Genomic DNA, 16,556 nt, shown 5'->3' with positions numbered 1-16,556 from the left:
GGCGAGTGGTTGCCCCTGGCCCCTATCGTCGAACACTCCACCGGCGTTACCTCAACCGAATTAACCCAACAGGCGGTCAAAAGGGTCAGAGGGCGCCGGGATGCGTCTGCTCCCGAACCGCCACGAACTGCTGGCGCACCGCCTGCCCCACGGCCAGCTCGTCCCCGGGCTCCAGCACCTGCGCCACCGCGCCCTGCCAGGCCGGCGGGGTCCGCACATCGAGCGTGCCCTGCGACGCCCCCAGCGCCCAGGCCGCCTGGCGGGCGGCGCCGATCGCCGCGTAGTCCGCGGGCTGCGGCACCACGACCTGCGTCCCGAACAGCATGGGTGCCGCCGCCTGCACGGCGGGCAGTTCGGCGGCCGGCCCGAGCAGGAACACCCGCCGCACCTCCACACCCCGGCCGCGCAGCACGTCCAGCGCGTCCGCGAGCCCGCACAGCATCCCCTCGAATGCGGCCCGCGCGAGGTGCTCCGCCTTCATCGACTCGCGCCTGAGCCCCGCCAGGGTCCCGGCGGTGTGCGGCAGATTCGGCGTCCGCTCACCCTCCAGATAGGGCAGCAGCACCAGCCCGTGCGAGCCGGGCGTCGACTTCATCGCCAGGTCGGACAGGCTCTCCAGATCGGGCAGCCCCAGCAGCTCGGCGGCCCCGCGCAGCGTCCGTACGGCGTTCAGCGTGGTGACGACGGGCAGGTGCATGCCGGTCGCGTCCGCGAGCGCGGTGATCATCCCGGACCCGTCGACCAGCGCCTCGGGGTGCACGGCCATCACGGACCCGGACGCACCCAGCGACACCACCGCGTCACCGAGGCCGATGCCGAGACCGAACGCCGCCGCCATGGTCTCGCCGGTGCCCACGGAGATCAGCAGGCCCTCCGGCGTCGTACCGGCCGCGTCCGCCGGGCCGATCACCTCCGGCAGCATCACCTGGTGCCCGAGCGCCAGCTCGACGAGGTCGGACCGGTAGCCCCCGGTCGCCGCCGACCAGTAGCCGGTGCCGGACGCCCCGCCCCGGTCGGTGGTTCTGCGTACCGGTCGGCCCAGCAGCTGCCACACCAGCCAGTCGTGCGCCTGGAGGAGGATCGCGGTGCGCTGCGCGTTCTCCGGCTCGGTCCGGGCCAGCCAGCGCAGCTTCGTGATCGGCTGCGCGGCCTGCGGCACACAGCCCACCGCCTGCGCCCATGCCTCGCGCCCGCCGAGCGCGTCGACCAGATCGGCCGCGGCGACCTGCGTCCGCTTGTCGCCGCCGACCATCGCCGGCCGCACGGTGTTGCCCTGCGCGTCCAGCGGCACGACGGCGTTCTGCTGGGCCGAGACGCCGATCGCCCGCACGCCCTCCAGCAGCCCGCCCCCCGCGGCCTCTCCCAGGGAGAGCAGCCAGGCCTGCGGATCGACGTCCGACGGCCGGCCGCCGCCCTCGGGGCTCTCCACCGGATGCGGTGCATATCCCTGCCTGAGCACGGCTCCGGAGTCCGAGTCACAGACGACGATACGAGTGAAATCGGGTGAACTGTCCAACCCGGCGACTATCCCCATGGCCAAAATTCTGCCGTACGCTCCGCTCGGGTTGAGCCGTGGGCGCCGTGGATCTTGGCGCCGGTGCGCGGGTGCGGGGTTCGTCGTGGCTGGTCGCGCGGTTCCCCGCGCCCCTTCAGGGACGTGCCTGTATCCGGCGCGGGGAACAACTGTTACGTGTTGGTCGTGCCCCAGTCGTCCTCGCCACCGTTGTGGGTGGCTCGGTCGCGGAGGTGACGGACCCGGTCCGCCACCGAGTCGGGGACCCGGTCGCCGACCTTGTCGCTCACCACGTGGTACGCCTTGCCCGCGAACTCACGGCCCTGATGGGCCGCCGTCTCCGCGGTGTTGCGGACGGCTGGGTTCTGAGCGAACTGCCGGGCTGATTTCTTCAGCTGCTCGTAGCGCTCGCGTCCGGCCCTCGTGCCCAGCACGTAACCAAGGACGACTCCGGCGACGAACGTGAGCCGGTAACGCATGGCGGCCACCCTTTCCTTGCGTAGGTCTCCGGTGCGGCGTCGGTGCCGGGGAGTACCGATTGGCGGAGCACCCCCCTGCTTGCGCTAATGTATGTGTCGCAGCGAACGCGCGCCCCCTGGCGGATACCCAGGTAGGTGCGTTCGATGCAATACGAGACCTTCCTCGGTAGCTCAATTGGCAGAGCAGCCGGCTGTTAACCGGCAGGTTACTGGTTCGAGTCCAGTCCGGGGAGCTCGGTCCTCCGTAGCTCAATTGGCAGAGCAGCCGGCTGTTAACCGGCAGGTTACTGGTTCGAGTCCAGTCGGGGGAGCAGGATGAACGAGGGCCCCTCTGAGGGGTCCTTTTTCATGTCCGTTCCGCTGCCCCGGGAACCGCGCGGCACCCGGCGCAGTCCTCAAGGTCACGTAGGCCGTGCGAAGCCGCCCAGCCGAAGCAGGAGATCGTATGAGCGGCTATGCTGCGGCAGACGGCGCGCACACATGTACGCGACACGCCGCTATGGGGCGGTAGCTCAGCCGGTTAGAGCAGCGGACTCATAATCCGTCGGCCGTGGGTTCGAGTCCCACCCGCCCCACCGCGCGCTACACGCGCAGAACCGTTTCTACTCGCGGGAGTGCGAGAACGACGGTGCCGCTCCAGGGCGGCGCACCCGGTTCACCCGCCCGGCCCCGCAGCAGGGGCTGTGGAACGGCGGGCTGCTGACGGTCCGTCGGCGGGGACGGTGGCCGGGGTGGAGCCGTGGCGGCGTTGGCGGTGGGTGTAGGCGGTGACCGCCTGCCAGAGATCGCGGCGGTCGGTGTCGGGCCACAGGCCCGGGGTGAAGTGCAGCTCCGCGTAGGCCGTGTGCCAGGGCAGGAAATTGGAGACGCGCTGTTCTCCGCCGGTGCGCCAGAGCAGGTCCACGTCCGGCATGTCCGGGCGGGGCAGGTGGCGTGCGAAGTCGTCCTCGGCGATCAGGCCGGGGTCCAGGTGGCCGGCCCGTGCCCGGCGGGCCAGGGCGGCGGCCGTGCGGGTGAGCTCGTCCCGGCCGCCGTAGTCGATGCACATCGTCAGCGTCAGGCCGGTGCGGGCGCGGGTGGTGCGCTCCCGCAGATGGAGAAGGTCGACCAGGTCGGGGGGCAGGCGGCCGGCGCGGCCGTGCCAGCGCAGCCGGACGTCCAGGTCGCGGAAGGGGTTCTCGGCCAGGTCGCCGCGCAGCAGGTCGAGGATCGCGTCGACCTCCTCCGGGTCGCGCCGCCAGTTCTCGGTGGAGAAGGTGTAGAGCGTCAGGTGGCGCAGGCCGATGTCCAGGGCGCCGTGGACCACCTCGCGGACGGCCGTGGCGCCGGCCCGGTGGCCCTCGGGCCGGGGCAGGCCGCGCTGCTGGGCCCAGCGGCCGTTGCCGTCCATGATCACGGCGACGTGGGCGGGCAGATGGCCGGGCGGGAACTCAGGGGGCCGCTCGCCGCTCGGGTGGGGCGGCGGCCGCCGGAAGGTACTGGTGGGCGAGGGGCGGGTGGGTGCCGGTGGCCCGGGGGCGCCGGGGTGATGCGGCGGCGGCACCGTCAGCGGGGTCAGGCTCCAGGCCAGGGCCGCGCGGGCCCGGGCGGGGGCGAGGATGCGGGCCCGGCTGCGGAGCGCCGGCCGGGGCGGGGAGTGGAGCAGGGCCGGGCCGGCCGCGTCGACGGCGTCGAGCTGGGTGTGCAGCAGCGCGGCCATGGTGTGCAGGACCGTGGCGGGGCCGGGGTGCATGCCGCGGGTGAGGGCCTCCTGGGTCACCCACTGGCGGGCCAGGCCGGTCAGATGCGTGATCAGGGCGGCGACGGCGGGGCTCCAGCGGCGCCGCGCCAGGTCGGCCGCCGACCCGGGGTGGAGGTCGAGGGCCTCGGCGGGCAGCAGGAGGTCGCCCTGGGCGAGGTCGGCGGCCAGGTCGGTGAGGATGTCGGTGAGCCGGACGCCGTCGAGGAACTCCTCGTAGGTCTCCCGGGTGTCCAGACGCAGTGCCACGGGGACACCGGCCCGGTCGAAGATGGTGCGGACCTGGCCGAACCAGGGCAGGAGGTTGTCCCGGCCCCAGGTGCGCCACTCCGCCCAGTCGGCGAAGTGCCTGCCGCGGGTGTCGTCCTGGACCTGGGCCATGGCGTCCCGCAGCTCGGTCAGGTCCAGGCGCCAGCGGTTCGCGGTGTCCACCAGGGCGTGGCGGACCGGGTCCGGGCTCGATCCGGTGGGCAGTTCGCGGTGCAGGGCGGCAATCCAGGCCTCGACCCGGGCGGCCCGCTCGGCGGCGGGCGCGGTGCGGTCGTCGCCGAGGTCGTCGAGGGCGTTGGCGGCCGCCCAGAGGGCGTGGAGCGCCGGGCGCAGGGCCGCGGGCACCAGCTGGATCAGCGCGTACTCCGCCGGGTCCTGGTCCTTCGTCCGGCGCCGGCACAGTCGGTAGGCCGCCCGCAGGGCCGGATCGTCGCCGGTCACCGGGAGTCCGGCCCGTCCGGAGGTTTCGCAGGCCGCTTCTCGCTCTGCCGGTGCTGTGGTCGCGGGGGGCACATCGCTCACACCGAGGACGATACGTCCTGGTTCAGCGCGGTGATCACAGGGCCTGGGCGCGCGTCAGCGATCCGCCCCGGCCCGCCCGCGCGCCCGCCGGTGCCGGGTACGTCACGGCCCCGGTCCCGGGTCGGGCCGCACGGCCTCGGTGATGCCGGCCCGGGCCGCCTCGAGCTGAGCGGCGAACGCGATGCCGAGGAACAGGGCCACACCGGTCAGGTTGGCCCACAGCAGCAGGGCGACGAAGGCCGTCAGCGGCCCGTAGACGGCGCCGAAGGAGCCGCTCTTGGCGACGTAGAGGGCCAGCAGCCAGGTGGCCGTGATCCACAGCACCAGATGGACCGCGGAGCCGAACGCCAGCCAGGTGTAACCCGGTTGGTCCCGGCGCGGCGCCCAGCGGAAGATCGCCGACGAGGCGACCCACGCGAGCAGCACCCCGAGCGGCACGTCGAGGGCGCCCCACCAGTCGAGCCAGGTGCGGGACCAGCCGAGGGCCTGCACCACCGCGCTGCCGACGGCGTCACCGGCCACGAGCACGAGGAACCCCAGGACCATCGGCATGCCCGCGGCGAGGGCCAGGAGCAGGGAACGGCCGTACTTGGCCAGGAAGGGCCGGTCGCGCTCGATGCCGTAGATGCGGTTGGCGCCCCGTTCGACCTGCGCCATCGCCGAGGCCAGGTTGAGTACGGCGAAGGCCAGGCCCAGCCACATGGCGACGGCGCCCCACACGCCGGAACCGGCGCTGCGCTCGGTGCTGTCGAGAGCGTCCTCGATCAGTTTCGCGCTGGCGCCGGGCACGATCCGGCCGAGGGTGAGTTCGATGATCCGCCCCACGCTCTCCGTGTGCACGGTGGTGGCCACGCCGACCAGGGCGATGGTGAACGGCACCATGCCCAGGACCACCTGGAAGGCCAGGGAGCGGGAGCTGCTGAAGCCGTCCGCGTAGCGGAACCGGGTGAACGCGTCGAGGAGCAGCCGACGGCCTCCGTAGCGCCGCAGCGCGGTGAACGCCTCGTCCCCGGAGAGTTCCTCCCCGATCATGTCCCGCGTCTGCGGGACGTGCACTGCGGTGCCCATCGAGAAGGTCTCCTTCTGCCTGCCCTGCGTACCGGACCAGCATGCCGGGCGGCACGGCCGCGTGGCGGGTCAGAAGGGCATGCGGCCCCGGGTGCGTCGGCCGGCGGAGCCGCTGCGGCTCACCGCGCGGGAGCTCGAGTGGAAGGGCTTGCTGAAGAGCCTGCCCAGGACGCCGGGTGCCTTGCCGCCCGCCCGCGCGCCGGCGCCGAGCGAACGCTGGGTGCCGCGCTCGGGGTGGCGCGAGAGGCGCGGGACGAGAAATGCGAGCACGGCCAGGAGCACGCACCCGGCTATGACGACGGCGATGATCACAAGCAACTCCCTTGACTGGTCGGGAGATACGAGTGCCCCGTCGCGGCGCCTCCATGTGGCCTTCCGGGTGCCGGTGCCCGCTGTCGGGTCACTTCCGCCGTCCGCCCGGGACGGGGCGCGGGGTCTCCGGCACGGAACCGGACGCCCCGGGCTCCCTCAACCCCGGCGGCGCCTCGCGACCGCCCGCTGCAGCGCCGTGCGCAGCTCGGCCGACGGCGGCGGGCCGTCCGCTTCCGCGCTCGCCGTCACCGCCGCCGCGACATCCCGCAGCTTCGTGTTCGACAGCTGGGACGTCTCCCGCAGGATGTGCCACGCCTCGTCGGACGTGCAGCCGTGCGTGGCCATGAGGATGCCCCGGGCCTGGTCGATGACGGGGCGGGAGGCGATGGCCTGGCGGAGCTGCTCGACCTCCTCCTGGAGGACGTGCAGGCACTCCGCGCGTTCCAGGGCGACCGCCGAGGAGGCCGGGGCGGTCGACGGCACGGCGGGGACCGGGCCGGTGACGGCCAGGCCGGCCAGCGGGTCGGTCGTGTTCAGGCCCGCCAGTTCCAGGATCCGGCGCGGCTGTCCGTTCCAGTTCGTCGCCGTCACCGTCAGGTACCGCTGCCGGCCGTGGTCGGCCAGCACCTCCAGGAACTGCAGACCGGCCGTGTCCATGAAGTGCACGCCCGCCATGTCCAGATCAACCCGGGTCACGGTGGGGGGCAGGCCGGCCAGGGTTCTGGCCAGGATTTCCGCGCAGCCGTGAACGAGCTCACCGCGCGGGGTGAGCTCGGCGCGGTCCGCGTCGACGCGGCCACAGATGACCAGGGTGTCCAGCCCTCCTGTGAGATGTGGTGATGCCGTTGAGGTCATGTCACCGCCTTGTCGGTCCTCATCGGTCGTGTTCGTCTCGCCGGACTGCACGACGTCACTCGCCCCCGTGGACGTCGGTGTGAGGTGCGCCTGCCCGCCGTACGGCGTACTACACACCTTTCGGGGGAATGAGCTTGTCCCGGACGGGTACGAGCGCCAGGGGTCCACAAGCGTGGGGAGAGGGGCTTGAACACTCGGCATCACCTGTCGGCGACCGGCCCCGTGCCGGGCCTGGCGGTGTTCCCGCTGGCCGGGCAGCAGGGCGTCCGGGCGGCGGGAGAAGTAGGCCTGACAACACGTGCGATCTGGGAAGGCGTACTGGAGCAGGCTGTTCGCGAGGACGATGACGTGTACTACCTCGAACTGTCCGGCGTGACGTTCGTCGACGTCGCGGGCGCCGGTGCGCTCGCGGCGGCCGCAGGGCAGCTCCGGGACGGCCGGCGGTTCGTGGTGCGCCGGCCGCCGCCCGCGCTGCGGCGCACGCTGGACCTGCTGTGGCCGGGCCAGCCGGGAATCGAGGTGTCGACGTCATGACCGCCGCCGTCACCGAGCCCTTCGGCCCCCTCGACCCCTTCGCCCACCCCGCGCTCTTCTACCGGGACGAGCAGGAGTACCTCGACGGCACCCTGCCCTTCGTGCACGCGGGCCTGGACGCCGGCGAGCCGGTCGCCGTCGCCGTGCCCGGCAAGAACCTCGCCCTGATCAGGGACGCGCTGGGAGACGCCGCCGACGCCGTGCGGCTCCTCGACATGCGCGAGGCCGGACGCAACCCCGGGCGGATCATCCCCGGAGTGCTGCGCGCCTTCGCCGACGCCCAGCCCGCAGGCCACCGGGTGCGGATCATCGGCGAGCCCATCTGGGCGGGCCGCTCCGAGACCGAGTACCCGGCCTGCGTCCAGCACGAGGCACTCATCAACGCCGCCTTCCAGGGCCGTACGGCGACGATCATGTGCCCGTACGACGTCGCGCGGCTGCCCGAGCACATGGTCACCGACGCGTACGCGACCCACCCGACCGTCATCCACCCCGGCTCCCGGGCGGAGCAGGACAGCGACGCGTACGCCCCCGGGGACGTCGTCGTCCGCTACAACGAGCCGCTGCCGCCCGTGCAGGAGGCGCTGACGTTCGCCTTCGACTCCGACTCGCTCCCCCACGCCCGGCACATGGCCGTCGGGGAGGGCGCGCGCCTCGGCCTCGTCGGCGTGAAGCTGGACGACATGGCCCTCGCCACGGCCGAGCTCACCACCAACAGCGTGGTGCACGGCGGCGGTTCGGGCGTGCTGCGGGTGTGGGCCGAGGACGGGTACGTGGTGTGCGAGGTCCGCGACAAGGGGCACCTCGCGGATCTCCTGGCCGGACGCCGGCCCGTGCCCCGCGAGCAGCGCGGCGGGCGCGGGATTCTGCTGGTCAACCTGATCGCCGACCTGGTGCGGGTGCACCGGAGCGACAGCGGGACGACCGTGCGCTGCTGGTTCGCCCGCTGACCGGCGCCTGACGCTCAGGTGCCCAGCGGGTCCAGCGCCAGCGGCGCGATCCTGCCCTCCAGCATCGCCCCGAGACCCTGCACGGCGCACACGTCCGGGCGCTCGGCGATGTGCACCGGCATGCCGGTCGCCTGCCGCAGCATCTGGTCCAGGCCCGGCAGCAGGGCACTGCCGCCGACCATCATGATCCCCCGGTCGGCGAGGTCGGCGACCAGGTCGGGCGGGCAGCCCCGCAGCACCTTGCCGATGCCGTCGAGGACCGCGGTGAGCGGCGTCTGGATGGCGTCCCGTACGGCGGCGGTGTCGACCTGGACGGAGCGGGCCAGGCCCGTGGCGACGTCCCGGCCGTGGATCTCCGTGGAGGCCGGGCCCTGCGCCGTGAGGCCGTTGCCGGAGAGGGCCAGCTGCAAGGGCCGTACCGACTGGCTCGGCAGCATCAGCTCGTGCTCGTGACGCAGGTGCTGCACGATGGCGTGGTCGACGGCCTCGCCGCCCACCGCCATGCGCTCGGCGGTGACGATCGAGCCGAGGGACAGCACGGCCACCTGCGTGGCCGCCGCCCCGCACACCATGATCATCGTGGCCTCGGGCTGCTCCACCGGCAGCCCGCAGCCGACGGCCGCGGCGATGAGCGTGTCGACCAGTTCCACGCGGCGCGCCCCCAGGCCGACGAGGGTCTCGATCGCGGCGCGCTGGGCCAGCGGGTCGGCGTCGTGCGGGGTGCAGGCCGCGGCGCGCAGGATCGGCTTGCGGCGCAGACTGCGGCGCATCTTGTCGCCGAGCAGGTGCCGCAGCATGCGCTGCGCCATCTCGATGTCGACGACGGTGCCGCCGGAGACCGGCCGTACCACCCGGATGTAGTGCGGGGTGCGGCCCGTCATCTTCTCGGCGAGCTCGCCGACCGCGATCAGCGCGCCGGTGCGGGTGTTCACGGCGGCGGCGGACGGCTGGTCCACGACGAGCCCGGCGCCCTTGACGTACACGCGTGTGCGGGCCGCCCCCAGGTCGACGGCGAAATGGCAGCGGCGCAACTGCTCCAGACTGGCGGTCATGGCAGGTCCTCCCGAGAGCACAGACTGTGGGGGGCCGCCAGGTGGCGGGCCTCGCAGACGTGGGTCCGCCGGGTGGCGGGCCTCCTTCGCATCGTGCGCGGGACGGGGCCGGGCCGCCTTTCGTGGGGGGCCGGGCGGGGCGCCGCCGAACGGGGGGTTCGACGTTCGGTCACAGGGAGCGCGCGGCCTCCAGCAGGGGCGCGAGGGACGTCACGGTCGTCTCGCAGCCGGCCTCGCGCAACTGCCGGTCGGTGGTGGTGTTCCGGGCGAGGCCGACGAAGCGCAGCCCGGCCCGCTGGGCGGCGGCGAGCTCGGCGACCGTGGAACCGATCACCAGGCCCGTCGAGGCGGACCCCTCGCAGGCCTCCAGGGCGCGCAGCATGCAGTCCGGGTGCGGGGTGAGCAGAGAGAGGTCCTCGGCCCGTCCGTGGACGCCGGCCAGGGGCAGGTTTCCGTAGGGCCGCAGGTAGCGGGGTACGGCCTCGGCGCAGACGTCCGTGATCACACAGACGCGGCGGCCGGAGGCATGCAGGGTACGGACCAGGGGCGCGGAGTTGTGCGTCGCCGGGGCGTGCGGCACCGCCAGGAGTTCGAGCTCGTCCAGACGCTCCCGCAGCAGCGGCCCGAGCGGGTCCCGCGCGAACGCCCGGAGCACGTCCAGCGGATGGGCGAACGTCTCCCGCACCGCGCCGGGCAGGGTGTGCCGCGGGTCGCGGTGCTCGTCGACGAGGGCGAGCAGGCCGAGCACGGCCTCGCGCGCGGTGCTCGCCGAGAACAGGCGGGCCATCGGGCCGTCGAAGCCGAGCAGCACCGTCTCGGCCTCGCCGAGGAGCCGGGGCAGCGGGCGCTGTGCGGGCGCGGTCCCCTGCGGTCCGGGCAGGGCCGCGCCCTCCGGGCCGAGCTGGACCGACGCCGTCACCGACAGCCCGGGCACCGGCCAGCGGCGCAGCCCGGCGTTGACGGCGCGCTGGGCGGCGCCGGCCCGGCGCAGCGGATGCCGGCGGGTGATACGGGCCGCCTCCTCCAGCAGGTGACCGAGCAGTGGCTCGGACACCCGGCCGACGTCGGCACGCACGAAGGCGACCGGGTCCTCCACGTGCCAGGACAGCTCGACCGCGGCGGCGAAGGCGCCCTTGCCGGAACTCGGCAGGGAGACCCGGTGGTGGGCCTGGTGCGTGGTGAGGTCCACCTCGTAGTACGTCACGAGCCGCGAGGCCTCGCCGTGCGGCCGGGCGGGGTCGAGGAGGGTCAGCGGGCCGTCGGGCCGGGTGTGGACGACGGCCGTGCGGCCCGGGGCCGGTATGCCGAGCCGGCGCAGGTCGCGCGTGATGAAGGGGCCCTGCACCAGGTCGCGGGCCTCGGGCTCCGGGGGCGTGGCGGGGGACAGTGGGCAGTACCAGGCGACGGGCGGGGTGTCCGTGGCGCCGTCCTGGTAGAGGGGCTGGAAGCGCTGGGGGCCCTGGGCGGCCGAGCTGGCGGCGAACTGCTCGTAGACGGCCGGGGAGACGATCACCTGGATGTCGGCGGGCACGGGCGGTGGCTCCGGGGGCGGGGCGGGCCGGTCCCAGAACGTGACGGTCAGGGGCGGCGGGTCCACGAGCCCGGTGAGGACCTCGGGCAGGCCGCGCAGGACGGCGACCAGGACGGGCAGGAGGTAGGTGCCGGGTTCGGTGTGGACGTCGTAGCCGCTGCCGCGGACGCGTACGTCGAACCGGTGGGGGGCGAGCGCGCCGCGGGAGAGCATCTCGTGCACCGCGTATTCGAGGGTGATGCGGGCCTCGGGGTGGCCGGTGAGGTCGTCGGCCTCGAAGAGGATCGTGGGGGCGGAGGCCTCCGGCCCGGACCGCAGATCCGCCCTGAGGGTGCGCAGCCGGTCCCGGGTGGCCGCGGCGGCAGGGCCCGGGATGCCGTCGAGGGGGTCGCCGTACCAGAGGCCGAGGGCGTGCCGGGGGTCGCCGGTGCCGTCCGCGAGGAGCCGCTCGAAGTGCAGTACGTCGACGTACATGTCGGGCGCGTGCAGGGCGTACGAGCGCGAGAAGGAGACGAGGCGGCCGGGGGGCAGCGCGTGCCGCACCTCCGCTGCCGACCGCTCCAGGCGGGCGGCGGCCTCGCTCTCCGGCAGGGGCTCTTCCCACAGCCCTCGGGCCAGCTCGCCGTGGGGCACGCGCCGCCCGTGGCGGAGCAGCAGCATGCTCAGCAGCGCCTGGGCCGTCGGCGAGGGCGGCTCGATGTCCTGCGTGCCGTCGCTGATGCGCAGCGGACCGAGCAGCGTGAAGGAGCGCACCGGCGGCCACTGGGCCGTGGCGTGCAGGCGGGCCGCGTAGTCGGCGGCCTCGGGCAGCCTGTGCTCGTTGATCAGGCGGACCAGGTCCTCGTGCTCGGCGGGAATCCGCGCGCCCGGCGCCAACTGCTTGAGCAGCCAGCGGAATTCGGCGAGGTCCGACTGGGGGTCCCTGCCCCGGGACTCCTCACCCAGCGCGAACCGGCTCAGCAGCACAGTGCCGTCGGGCCGCAGCAGTAGACCGGTGGGCCCGCGCTCCCCACGCACCAGACCGTGTGCGTGCAGGGCCTCCAGCCCGGCCATGCCCTGGCTCACGAGGGTGGCGAACGTCCGGAAGGAGATGCCCGGCAGCACCTCGGACAGCGTCAGGCCGTCCACGAACTCCGTGACCAGGTACGGCGCGTCGTCCTCCACGCCGAAGTCGAGCACGCGAACGACATGCGGATCGTCCATCCCGGCCAGCGCTCGCGCCTGGCTCAGGAAGCGGTCGTGCTCTGCGGGCCGGCCCCGGTACCGGCGCACGACCACCTGCTGGTCCGTGCGGACGTCCACGGCGTTGGACACCTGCCCGTTCCACCCGCGGCGTGCCACCAGCCGGTAGCGCCCGGCGAACAGTTCCGCCCCGCCCAGCCGCCGCACGGTCTCCTCGCTGACCGTCGCGAACGCCGGGCCCGAGGCGCCCCGGCCGCTGTCCGTCTCGGCCCGGAACTCCCCGGCCGCGAGTCCGGCGCGCTCGTCGATCAGGCCCCCGACCTGTGCGAGGAACTCCCGTGTCCGGCCGCGGGCCGTGCGGGGGAGGGAGCGCAGCAGCAACTCCCTCACACCGGGCCGGAACTCGTAGGAGCCGGGTGGGCCGGGGGCGGAGGTGAGCATGCCGCTGAGGATCACCTCGGCCAGGTGCTGGGGGCGTGGGTCGCGTTCCAGGGTGCGCTGGACGAGGCGCATCACCGGGACCGAGGGGACCGCCAGTGCGAGGTGCCCGGCGAGGCGGAAGGCCTCCGGGGAGGCGGTGGCGCGAAAGCGCAGGACCAGGTCCTCGGGGGAGGAGGTGGTGAGGTCGGGGGTGGGCTCGGCGGGGGGCGCGGGAGCGGGCGGCAGCCAGGCCACCGCGCCGGGTGTCCGGGCGCCGCCCGGGTCGGCGAGCAGGGCCGCCCAGTGCGCGAGCCAGGGGGCGCCCGGTTCCAGGACCGGCAGCGGGACGGCCCCCTCCGGGGGCGGTGACGCGTCGTACGGGGTGAACGCGAGGGCCGCCGAGGGGGCCGCGGTGGCCGGCGACGTCAGCAGGCCGGGCTCGGCGGGCAACGCCGTGGTGGGCCAGAGGTGTTCGGGGAGGGGCTGGACCACGGCGAGCGGCATGTGGCGGGCCCAGTGCCGCAGGGTGCGGTACCAGCGGTCGCCCGCCTCGCCCGGACGCCACTGCGGGCCCATGCAGTCGCTGACGACGAGGGTGACCGTGCGGCCGTCGTCGAGGACGGGGACCTGGCGGGCCCGGCCGTCGGGCGTGGCCGGGTGCAGGGTGACCGTGCGGAAGATGCCCGACTGAGCGAGCGCCGTGTGCAGTTCGCTCACCAGGGGGTGCCAGACCGGCATGGTGGGGCCGGTGTCGTGCACGAGGTTCAGGCGCAGCCAGCGGTCGGGTGCCGGGCGCAGCACGGGGAACCACACGTCCGGGTGGGCGCCGAGCCGGGCGATCCGGTCGGCCGTCGCCCGCTCGTCGAGCAGGCGCAGATGCGGAGAGGGCACCTTGCGCTGCAGCGGACGCAGGGCGCGCTGGAGCGCGAGGGGGTGGGGCAGCATCGGGGGCGCGGGCGCAAGGAGGGGCGATCCGCCGCCGACGGGGTGGTGCGGGCGGTCCGGGGACCGTGGGGTGGGGAGGCGGAGGGTGACGCGGTCGGGGGCGGCCCGGGCAGGGGCCTCGGCGGTGGGCGGGGGTACGGGGGCGGCGGGGGCCTGCTCCTCGGGGCCGGGAGCCTCTTTGCCGGTGGCGGGAGCTTCGGGAACGATCGGCCGGCCGGTCCCGGGCTCCCCGGCCGGCTGCTCCAACTGATCGGCCAGCCAAAGCAGTTCGGCGATCTCCCGCGGGGTCGGCGCGGCGCCCGCCGCCGACAGTGCCGCCGCCAGCCGGGCGACCGGGGACGGCCCGGGGCCGGCCTCAGAAGCCATCGCCGTCGGCCGTCGCACTGAGGTACGGCATCAGCTGCTCGGCGAGGTCGTCACGGGACTCGGCGTCCAGGCCCGCCACTCCGGTGAGGTAGAGGGCGTTCAGCAGCTGGTCGGTGGCCAGTTCGCCGCCGGAGGCCCGCTCCAGGAAGCGGGTGATCAGGCGGTCGGCGTCGCCGTTCGGCGTGTCGAGGTGGGCCCGGACGATGTGGGTGAGCTGGTCCCGGCCGGGGCGGCGCAGCTTCAGCCGGACGCAGCGGCGCAGGAAGGCGGGCGGGAACTCGCGCTCCCCGTTGCTGGTCAGCACGACGAACGGAAAGGCCCGGCAGCGGACCCGGCCGCGGCGGACGGCGACCGGGGTGTCCGTGCCGTCGGCGAGGACCTCGGCCGCGCCGTCGCCGGAGTGCCGGGCGGCACGGACCAGTTCAGGGATCTCGTACTGCCCCTCCTCCAGGACGTTCAGCAGGTCGTTCGGCAGGTCGAGGTCGCTCTTGTCGATCTCGTCGACGAGCAGCGCGCGGGGCCGGTCGTAGGGGAGCAGGGCCGTGCCGAGCGGGCCGAGGCGCAGGTGGTCCTCGACGCCACCGGACGTGTCCTGCCCCTCCCGGGCCGCGTACAGCCGGGACAGCGGGTCGTACTGGTAGAGGCCGTCTGCCAGCGAACTGCGGCTGGTGATGTTCCAGCGCAGCACCGGGCCGAGCCGCAGCTCGCGCGCCACCGCGTAGGCGAGGGACGACTTGCCGGTGCCCGGCGGGCCGGTGACGAGCAGGGGGCGGCGCAGGCAGAGCGCGGCGTTGACGAGCCGGACGCTCTCCTCGGTGGCGACATACGACTTCGCCCGGTGCACACGGTCGGGGGAGACGGCCGTCGCGTCGTCGCCGTCGTGCGGCGGCGGCAGGGCGGGCCCGCCGTCGAAGGCACGCCAGGGCGGCGGGGCGGGCAGGTCGTCGATGCCGTCGTGCGGCTCGTTCCGGCCGGTGTAGACGGACCAGTGCGGCATGGAAAGTGGTCTCCGCTCTCCGTTTTCGTGCGGGTGGCTCAGGCGCCTCGCGGGCGGGTGGGTCAGGCGGGTCGCGGGTAGGTGGGTCAGGCGGGTCGCGGGTAGGTGGGTCGCGGGTAGGTGGGTCAGGCCACCGGCGACCTCGTGTGTGCGGCGGCGACGCCGTGAGGGTCGGTGAAGACCCGCGGGTCGTCCCAGAGCAGCTGGATGCCGCGGGCCCAGTGGTCCTCCTCCGCGAGCGCCTCCTCGCGCAGGGCCAGGACGTGGCGCGGGAGTTCGGCGGGCGGTACGGCCATGACGTGGGCGTCGAGCGCGTCGAGGAACGCCTTGCCGGTGCAGCCGTCCGCTCCGGCGCACTCCTCCTGCCCGGAGCCGCAGCCGCCCCGCGACCACACGATCACGGGGGCCGGCGCGGTGAGCGAGGTGTCGAAGTGGGGCCGGGTGCGGGCGGCGGCCGGGGCGGTGCCGAACCCGGCGAGGCAGGCGTCGTGCTGCCGTAGCCGCAACCGCAGCCGCCCGGGCTCCTCCGGCCCGCCGCACTCCACCCGGTGCATCCGCGCGCCCGGCCAGGAGTCGAGGCGTTTCCACGTCCGGGTCAGCACGTGCCGGGTGCTGGCCTTGCGGCGGGCGTGGTCGGTGACGACCAGCGGGTAGACGCAGCCGAGCGGCGTGTCGTCGTCCGGGGCGCTCTCCCAGCGGTCGACCGGCCAGTCCAGCCAGTCCCGGGGCAGTGCGAACGCGACCAACTCGTCCGCGCCGGGCGTCAGATACCGGAAGGCCGCCTCGATCCCCTCCTGTACGTACGCGTGCAGCCGGTGCTGCTCGACCGTGCCGGAGTCGACCGGGTGCCGCCGGCCCTCGCTGTACGCGGACACCTCGACGCGGACCAGGCCGTCGCCCGCTCCGCTGTGCCCGAGCTCGACGAGGATCGGCGACCAGGCCGGAGCCGACGGCTCCGCGGCCGGGGTGTGCAGCAGGTCCTGGAGCCGGTCGGCGAACCGGGCGACGGTCCGCGCGGCGCCCGGGCCGTCGAGTTCGCACAGCACGAACAGGGCCGCCGACCACAGCGAGTCGAACCCCTCCCCGGGCGGCGGGGGATCGAACGGGTCCGCCGCCGTGTACAGCCGCACCGGGTCGCAGTCGACGCCCGCGCGGGCCGCCTTCTCGACCAGGGCGCGCAGCCGGGCCCGGTCGGCGGTGGTGTGGTCGGAGGTGGGGACCAGGCTCTGCAGGTCCGGCCAGTAGCGGGCCATGACCTGGGTGGGCATCATCCGGCCGGTGCGCACTTCCCCGCTGCCGGCGTCCGCCGTGACCATGCCGACGACCTCGCCGGTGTCGGCCAGGGTGACGGCGGCCCCGCTGAAGCCGGGGGCCAGGGGCTGGCCGCCCTGGTGCCAGGCCTCCAGCTGGAGCCACTCCCGTCTGATCAACTGGGCTGCCGTGACCCGGCATTCGGCGAGGGTGCCCTCGTCGAAGCCGTCCGGGAAGCCGTAGACGACGAGCTTGCGGGCCGTCGGGCCGTGCGCCGCGTCGACCGGGGCCAGCGCGGCCGGGGCGATGGGCATCTCCCGGTCCAGCTCCAGCACGGCCAGGTCGCCGGGGTCGGTGACGCCGCCGCTCCAGCCGCCGTGCGCGACGACCCGGGCGGGAACGGCCGGGGTGCCGGGCCGCTCCGTGAAGGTCACGGCCAGGTCCTCGCCGTCGCCCACGACATGAGCGCACGTCAGCACCGTGCTCGGGGTGACCAGGAAACCCGCTCCGGCCACCCGGCCCCGTAACTCGATCCGGGCGTGCCACTCGGCGCTGTGCAGAGCGCTCGCCG

At 74.5% G+C, this 16,556-nt stretch carries 12 protein-coding genes and 3 tRNA genes; 5 read left to right on the top strand and 10 right to left on the bottom strand.

From position 1 onward, the window contains the following. Positions 1-85: 85 nt before the first annotated feature. Both AB0G20_RS01695 and AB0G20_RS01690 read right to left on the bottom strand, forming a co-directional pair. Positions 86-1,534: an FGGY family carbohydrate kinase gene (locus tag AB0G20_RS01695; RefSeq protein WP_361294173.1), complete on the bottom strand. Its 1,449-nt coding sequence runs from the start codon at positions 1,532-1,534 to the stop codon at positions 86-88. A 152-nt stretch (positions 1,535-1,686) separates the two neighbouring features. Then, entirely contained in the window at positions 1,687-1,992 is a 306-nt protein-coding gene (locus AB0G20_RS01690; RefSeq protein WP_062926707.1) for a YtxH domain-containing protein, read from the bottom strand. 160 nt (positions 1,993-2,152) lie between these two features. Between AB0G20_RS01690 and AB0G20_RS01685 the strand changes: the two genes are divergently transcribed. From AB0G20_RS01685 to AB0G20_RS01675, 3 genes are all read left to right on the top strand, one after another. After that, positions 2,153-2,225 (top strand) — tRNA-Asn (locus AB0G20_RS01685). A gap of 5 nt (positions 2,226-2,230) precedes the next feature. Further along, positions 2,231-2,303, top strand: a tRNA-Asn gene (locus tag AB0G20_RS01680). Between the two features lie 190 nt (positions 2,304-2,493). Continuing rightward, positions 2,494-2,567 (top strand) — tRNA-Ile (locus tag AB0G20_RS01675). An 80-nt stretch (positions 2,568-2,647) separates the two neighbouring features. Here AB0G20_RS01675 and uppS read toward each other — a convergent pair. From uppS to AB0G20_RS01655, 4 genes are all read right to left on the bottom strand, one after another. Next, entirely contained in the window at positions 2,648-4,522 is a 1,875-nt protein-coding gene (uppS, locus tag AB0G20_RS01670; RefSeq protein ID WP_361294169.1) for a polyprenyl diphosphate synthase, read from the bottom strand. Positions 4,523-4,624: 102 nt separating this feature from the next. After that, a complete protein-coding gene (locus AB0G20_RS01665; RefSeq protein WP_361294166.1) occupies positions 4,625-5,590 on the bottom strand; it encodes a YihY/virulence factor BrkB family protein in 966 nt (321 codons plus the stop codon). Positions 5,591-5,659: 69 nt separating this feature from the next. Beyond that, complete coding sequence (locus AB0G20_RS01660) at positions 5,660-5,902, bottom strand: DUF6411 family protein (protein WP_062926695.1); 243 nt, start codon at positions 5,900-5,902, stop codon at positions 5,660-5,662. Positions 5,903-6,058: 156 nt separating this feature from the next. After that, a complete protein-coding gene (locus AB0G20_RS01655) occupies positions 6,059-6,757 on the bottom strand; it encodes an ANTAR domain-containing protein (RefSeq protein WP_361294163.1) in 699 nt (232 codons plus the stop codon). A gap of 186 nt (positions 6,758-6,943) precedes the next feature. On the opposite strand from AB0G20_RS01655, the gene AB0G20_RS01650 reads away from it, so the two are divergent. Together AB0G20_RS01650 and AB0G20_RS01645 are read left to right on the top strand one after the other, a co-directional pair. Beyond that, positions 6,944-7,291: an STAS domain-containing protein gene (locus AB0G20_RS01650; RefSeq protein WP_361294160.1), complete on the top strand. Its 348-nt coding sequence runs from the start codon at positions 6,944-6,946 to the stop codon at positions 7,289-7,291. After that, the gene (locus tag AB0G20_RS01645) at positions 7,288-8,241 is read left to right on the top strand and encodes an anti-sigma factor RsbA family regulatory protein (protein WP_361294157.1); all 954 of its coding nucleotides are present in this window, start codon (positions 7,288-7,290) and stop codon (positions 8,239-8,241) included. The genes AB0G20_RS01650 and AB0G20_RS01645 overlap by 4 nt, the downstream gene beginning before the upstream one ends. 14 nt (positions 8,242-8,255) lie before the next feature. Here AB0G20_RS01645 and AB0G20_RS01640 read toward each other — a convergent pair whose 3' ends face one another. From AB0G20_RS01640 to AB0G20_RS01625, 4 genes are all read right to left on the bottom strand, one after another. Then, positions 8,256-9,293 carry a rod shape-determining protein gene (locus tag AB0G20_RS01640; protein WP_361294154.1) on the bottom strand — a complete coding sequence of 346 codons (1,038 nt, stop codon included), beginning with the start codon at positions 9,291-9,293 and terminating at the stop codon, positions 8,256-8,258. Positions 9,294-9,462: 169 nt separating this feature from the next. Beyond that, entirely contained in the window at positions 9,463-13,737 is a 4,275-nt protein-coding gene (locus AB0G20_RS01635) for an SAV_2336 N-terminal domain-related protein (RefSeq protein WP_361294151.1), read from the bottom strand. Continuing rightward, positions 13,727-14,734, bottom strand: coding sequence for a MoxR family ATPase (locus AB0G20_RS01630; RefSeq protein WP_361294148.1), 1,008 nt, complete (start codon positions 14,732-14,734; stop codon positions 13,727-13,729). The genes AB0G20_RS01635 and AB0G20_RS01630 overlap by 11 nt, the downstream gene beginning before the upstream one ends. Positions 14,735-14,859: 125 nt before the next feature. Beyond that, a complete protein-coding gene (locus AB0G20_RS01625) occupies positions 14,860-16,545 on the bottom strand; it encodes a trypsin-like peptidase domain-containing protein (protein WP_361295766.1) in 1,686 nt (561 codons plus the stop codon). Positions 16,546-16,556 lie beyond the last annotated feature (11 nt).

The sequence above is a fragment of the Streptomyces sp. NPDC024017 genome, from assembly GCF_040638895.1.
In the GTDB taxonomy this organism is placed as follows: Bacteria; Actinomycetota; Actinomycetes; order Streptomycetales; family Streptomycetaceae; genus Streptomyces.
Note: the sequence above shows the minus strand (reverse complement) of the source record. Positions and strands in the feature narration are given on the sequence as shown.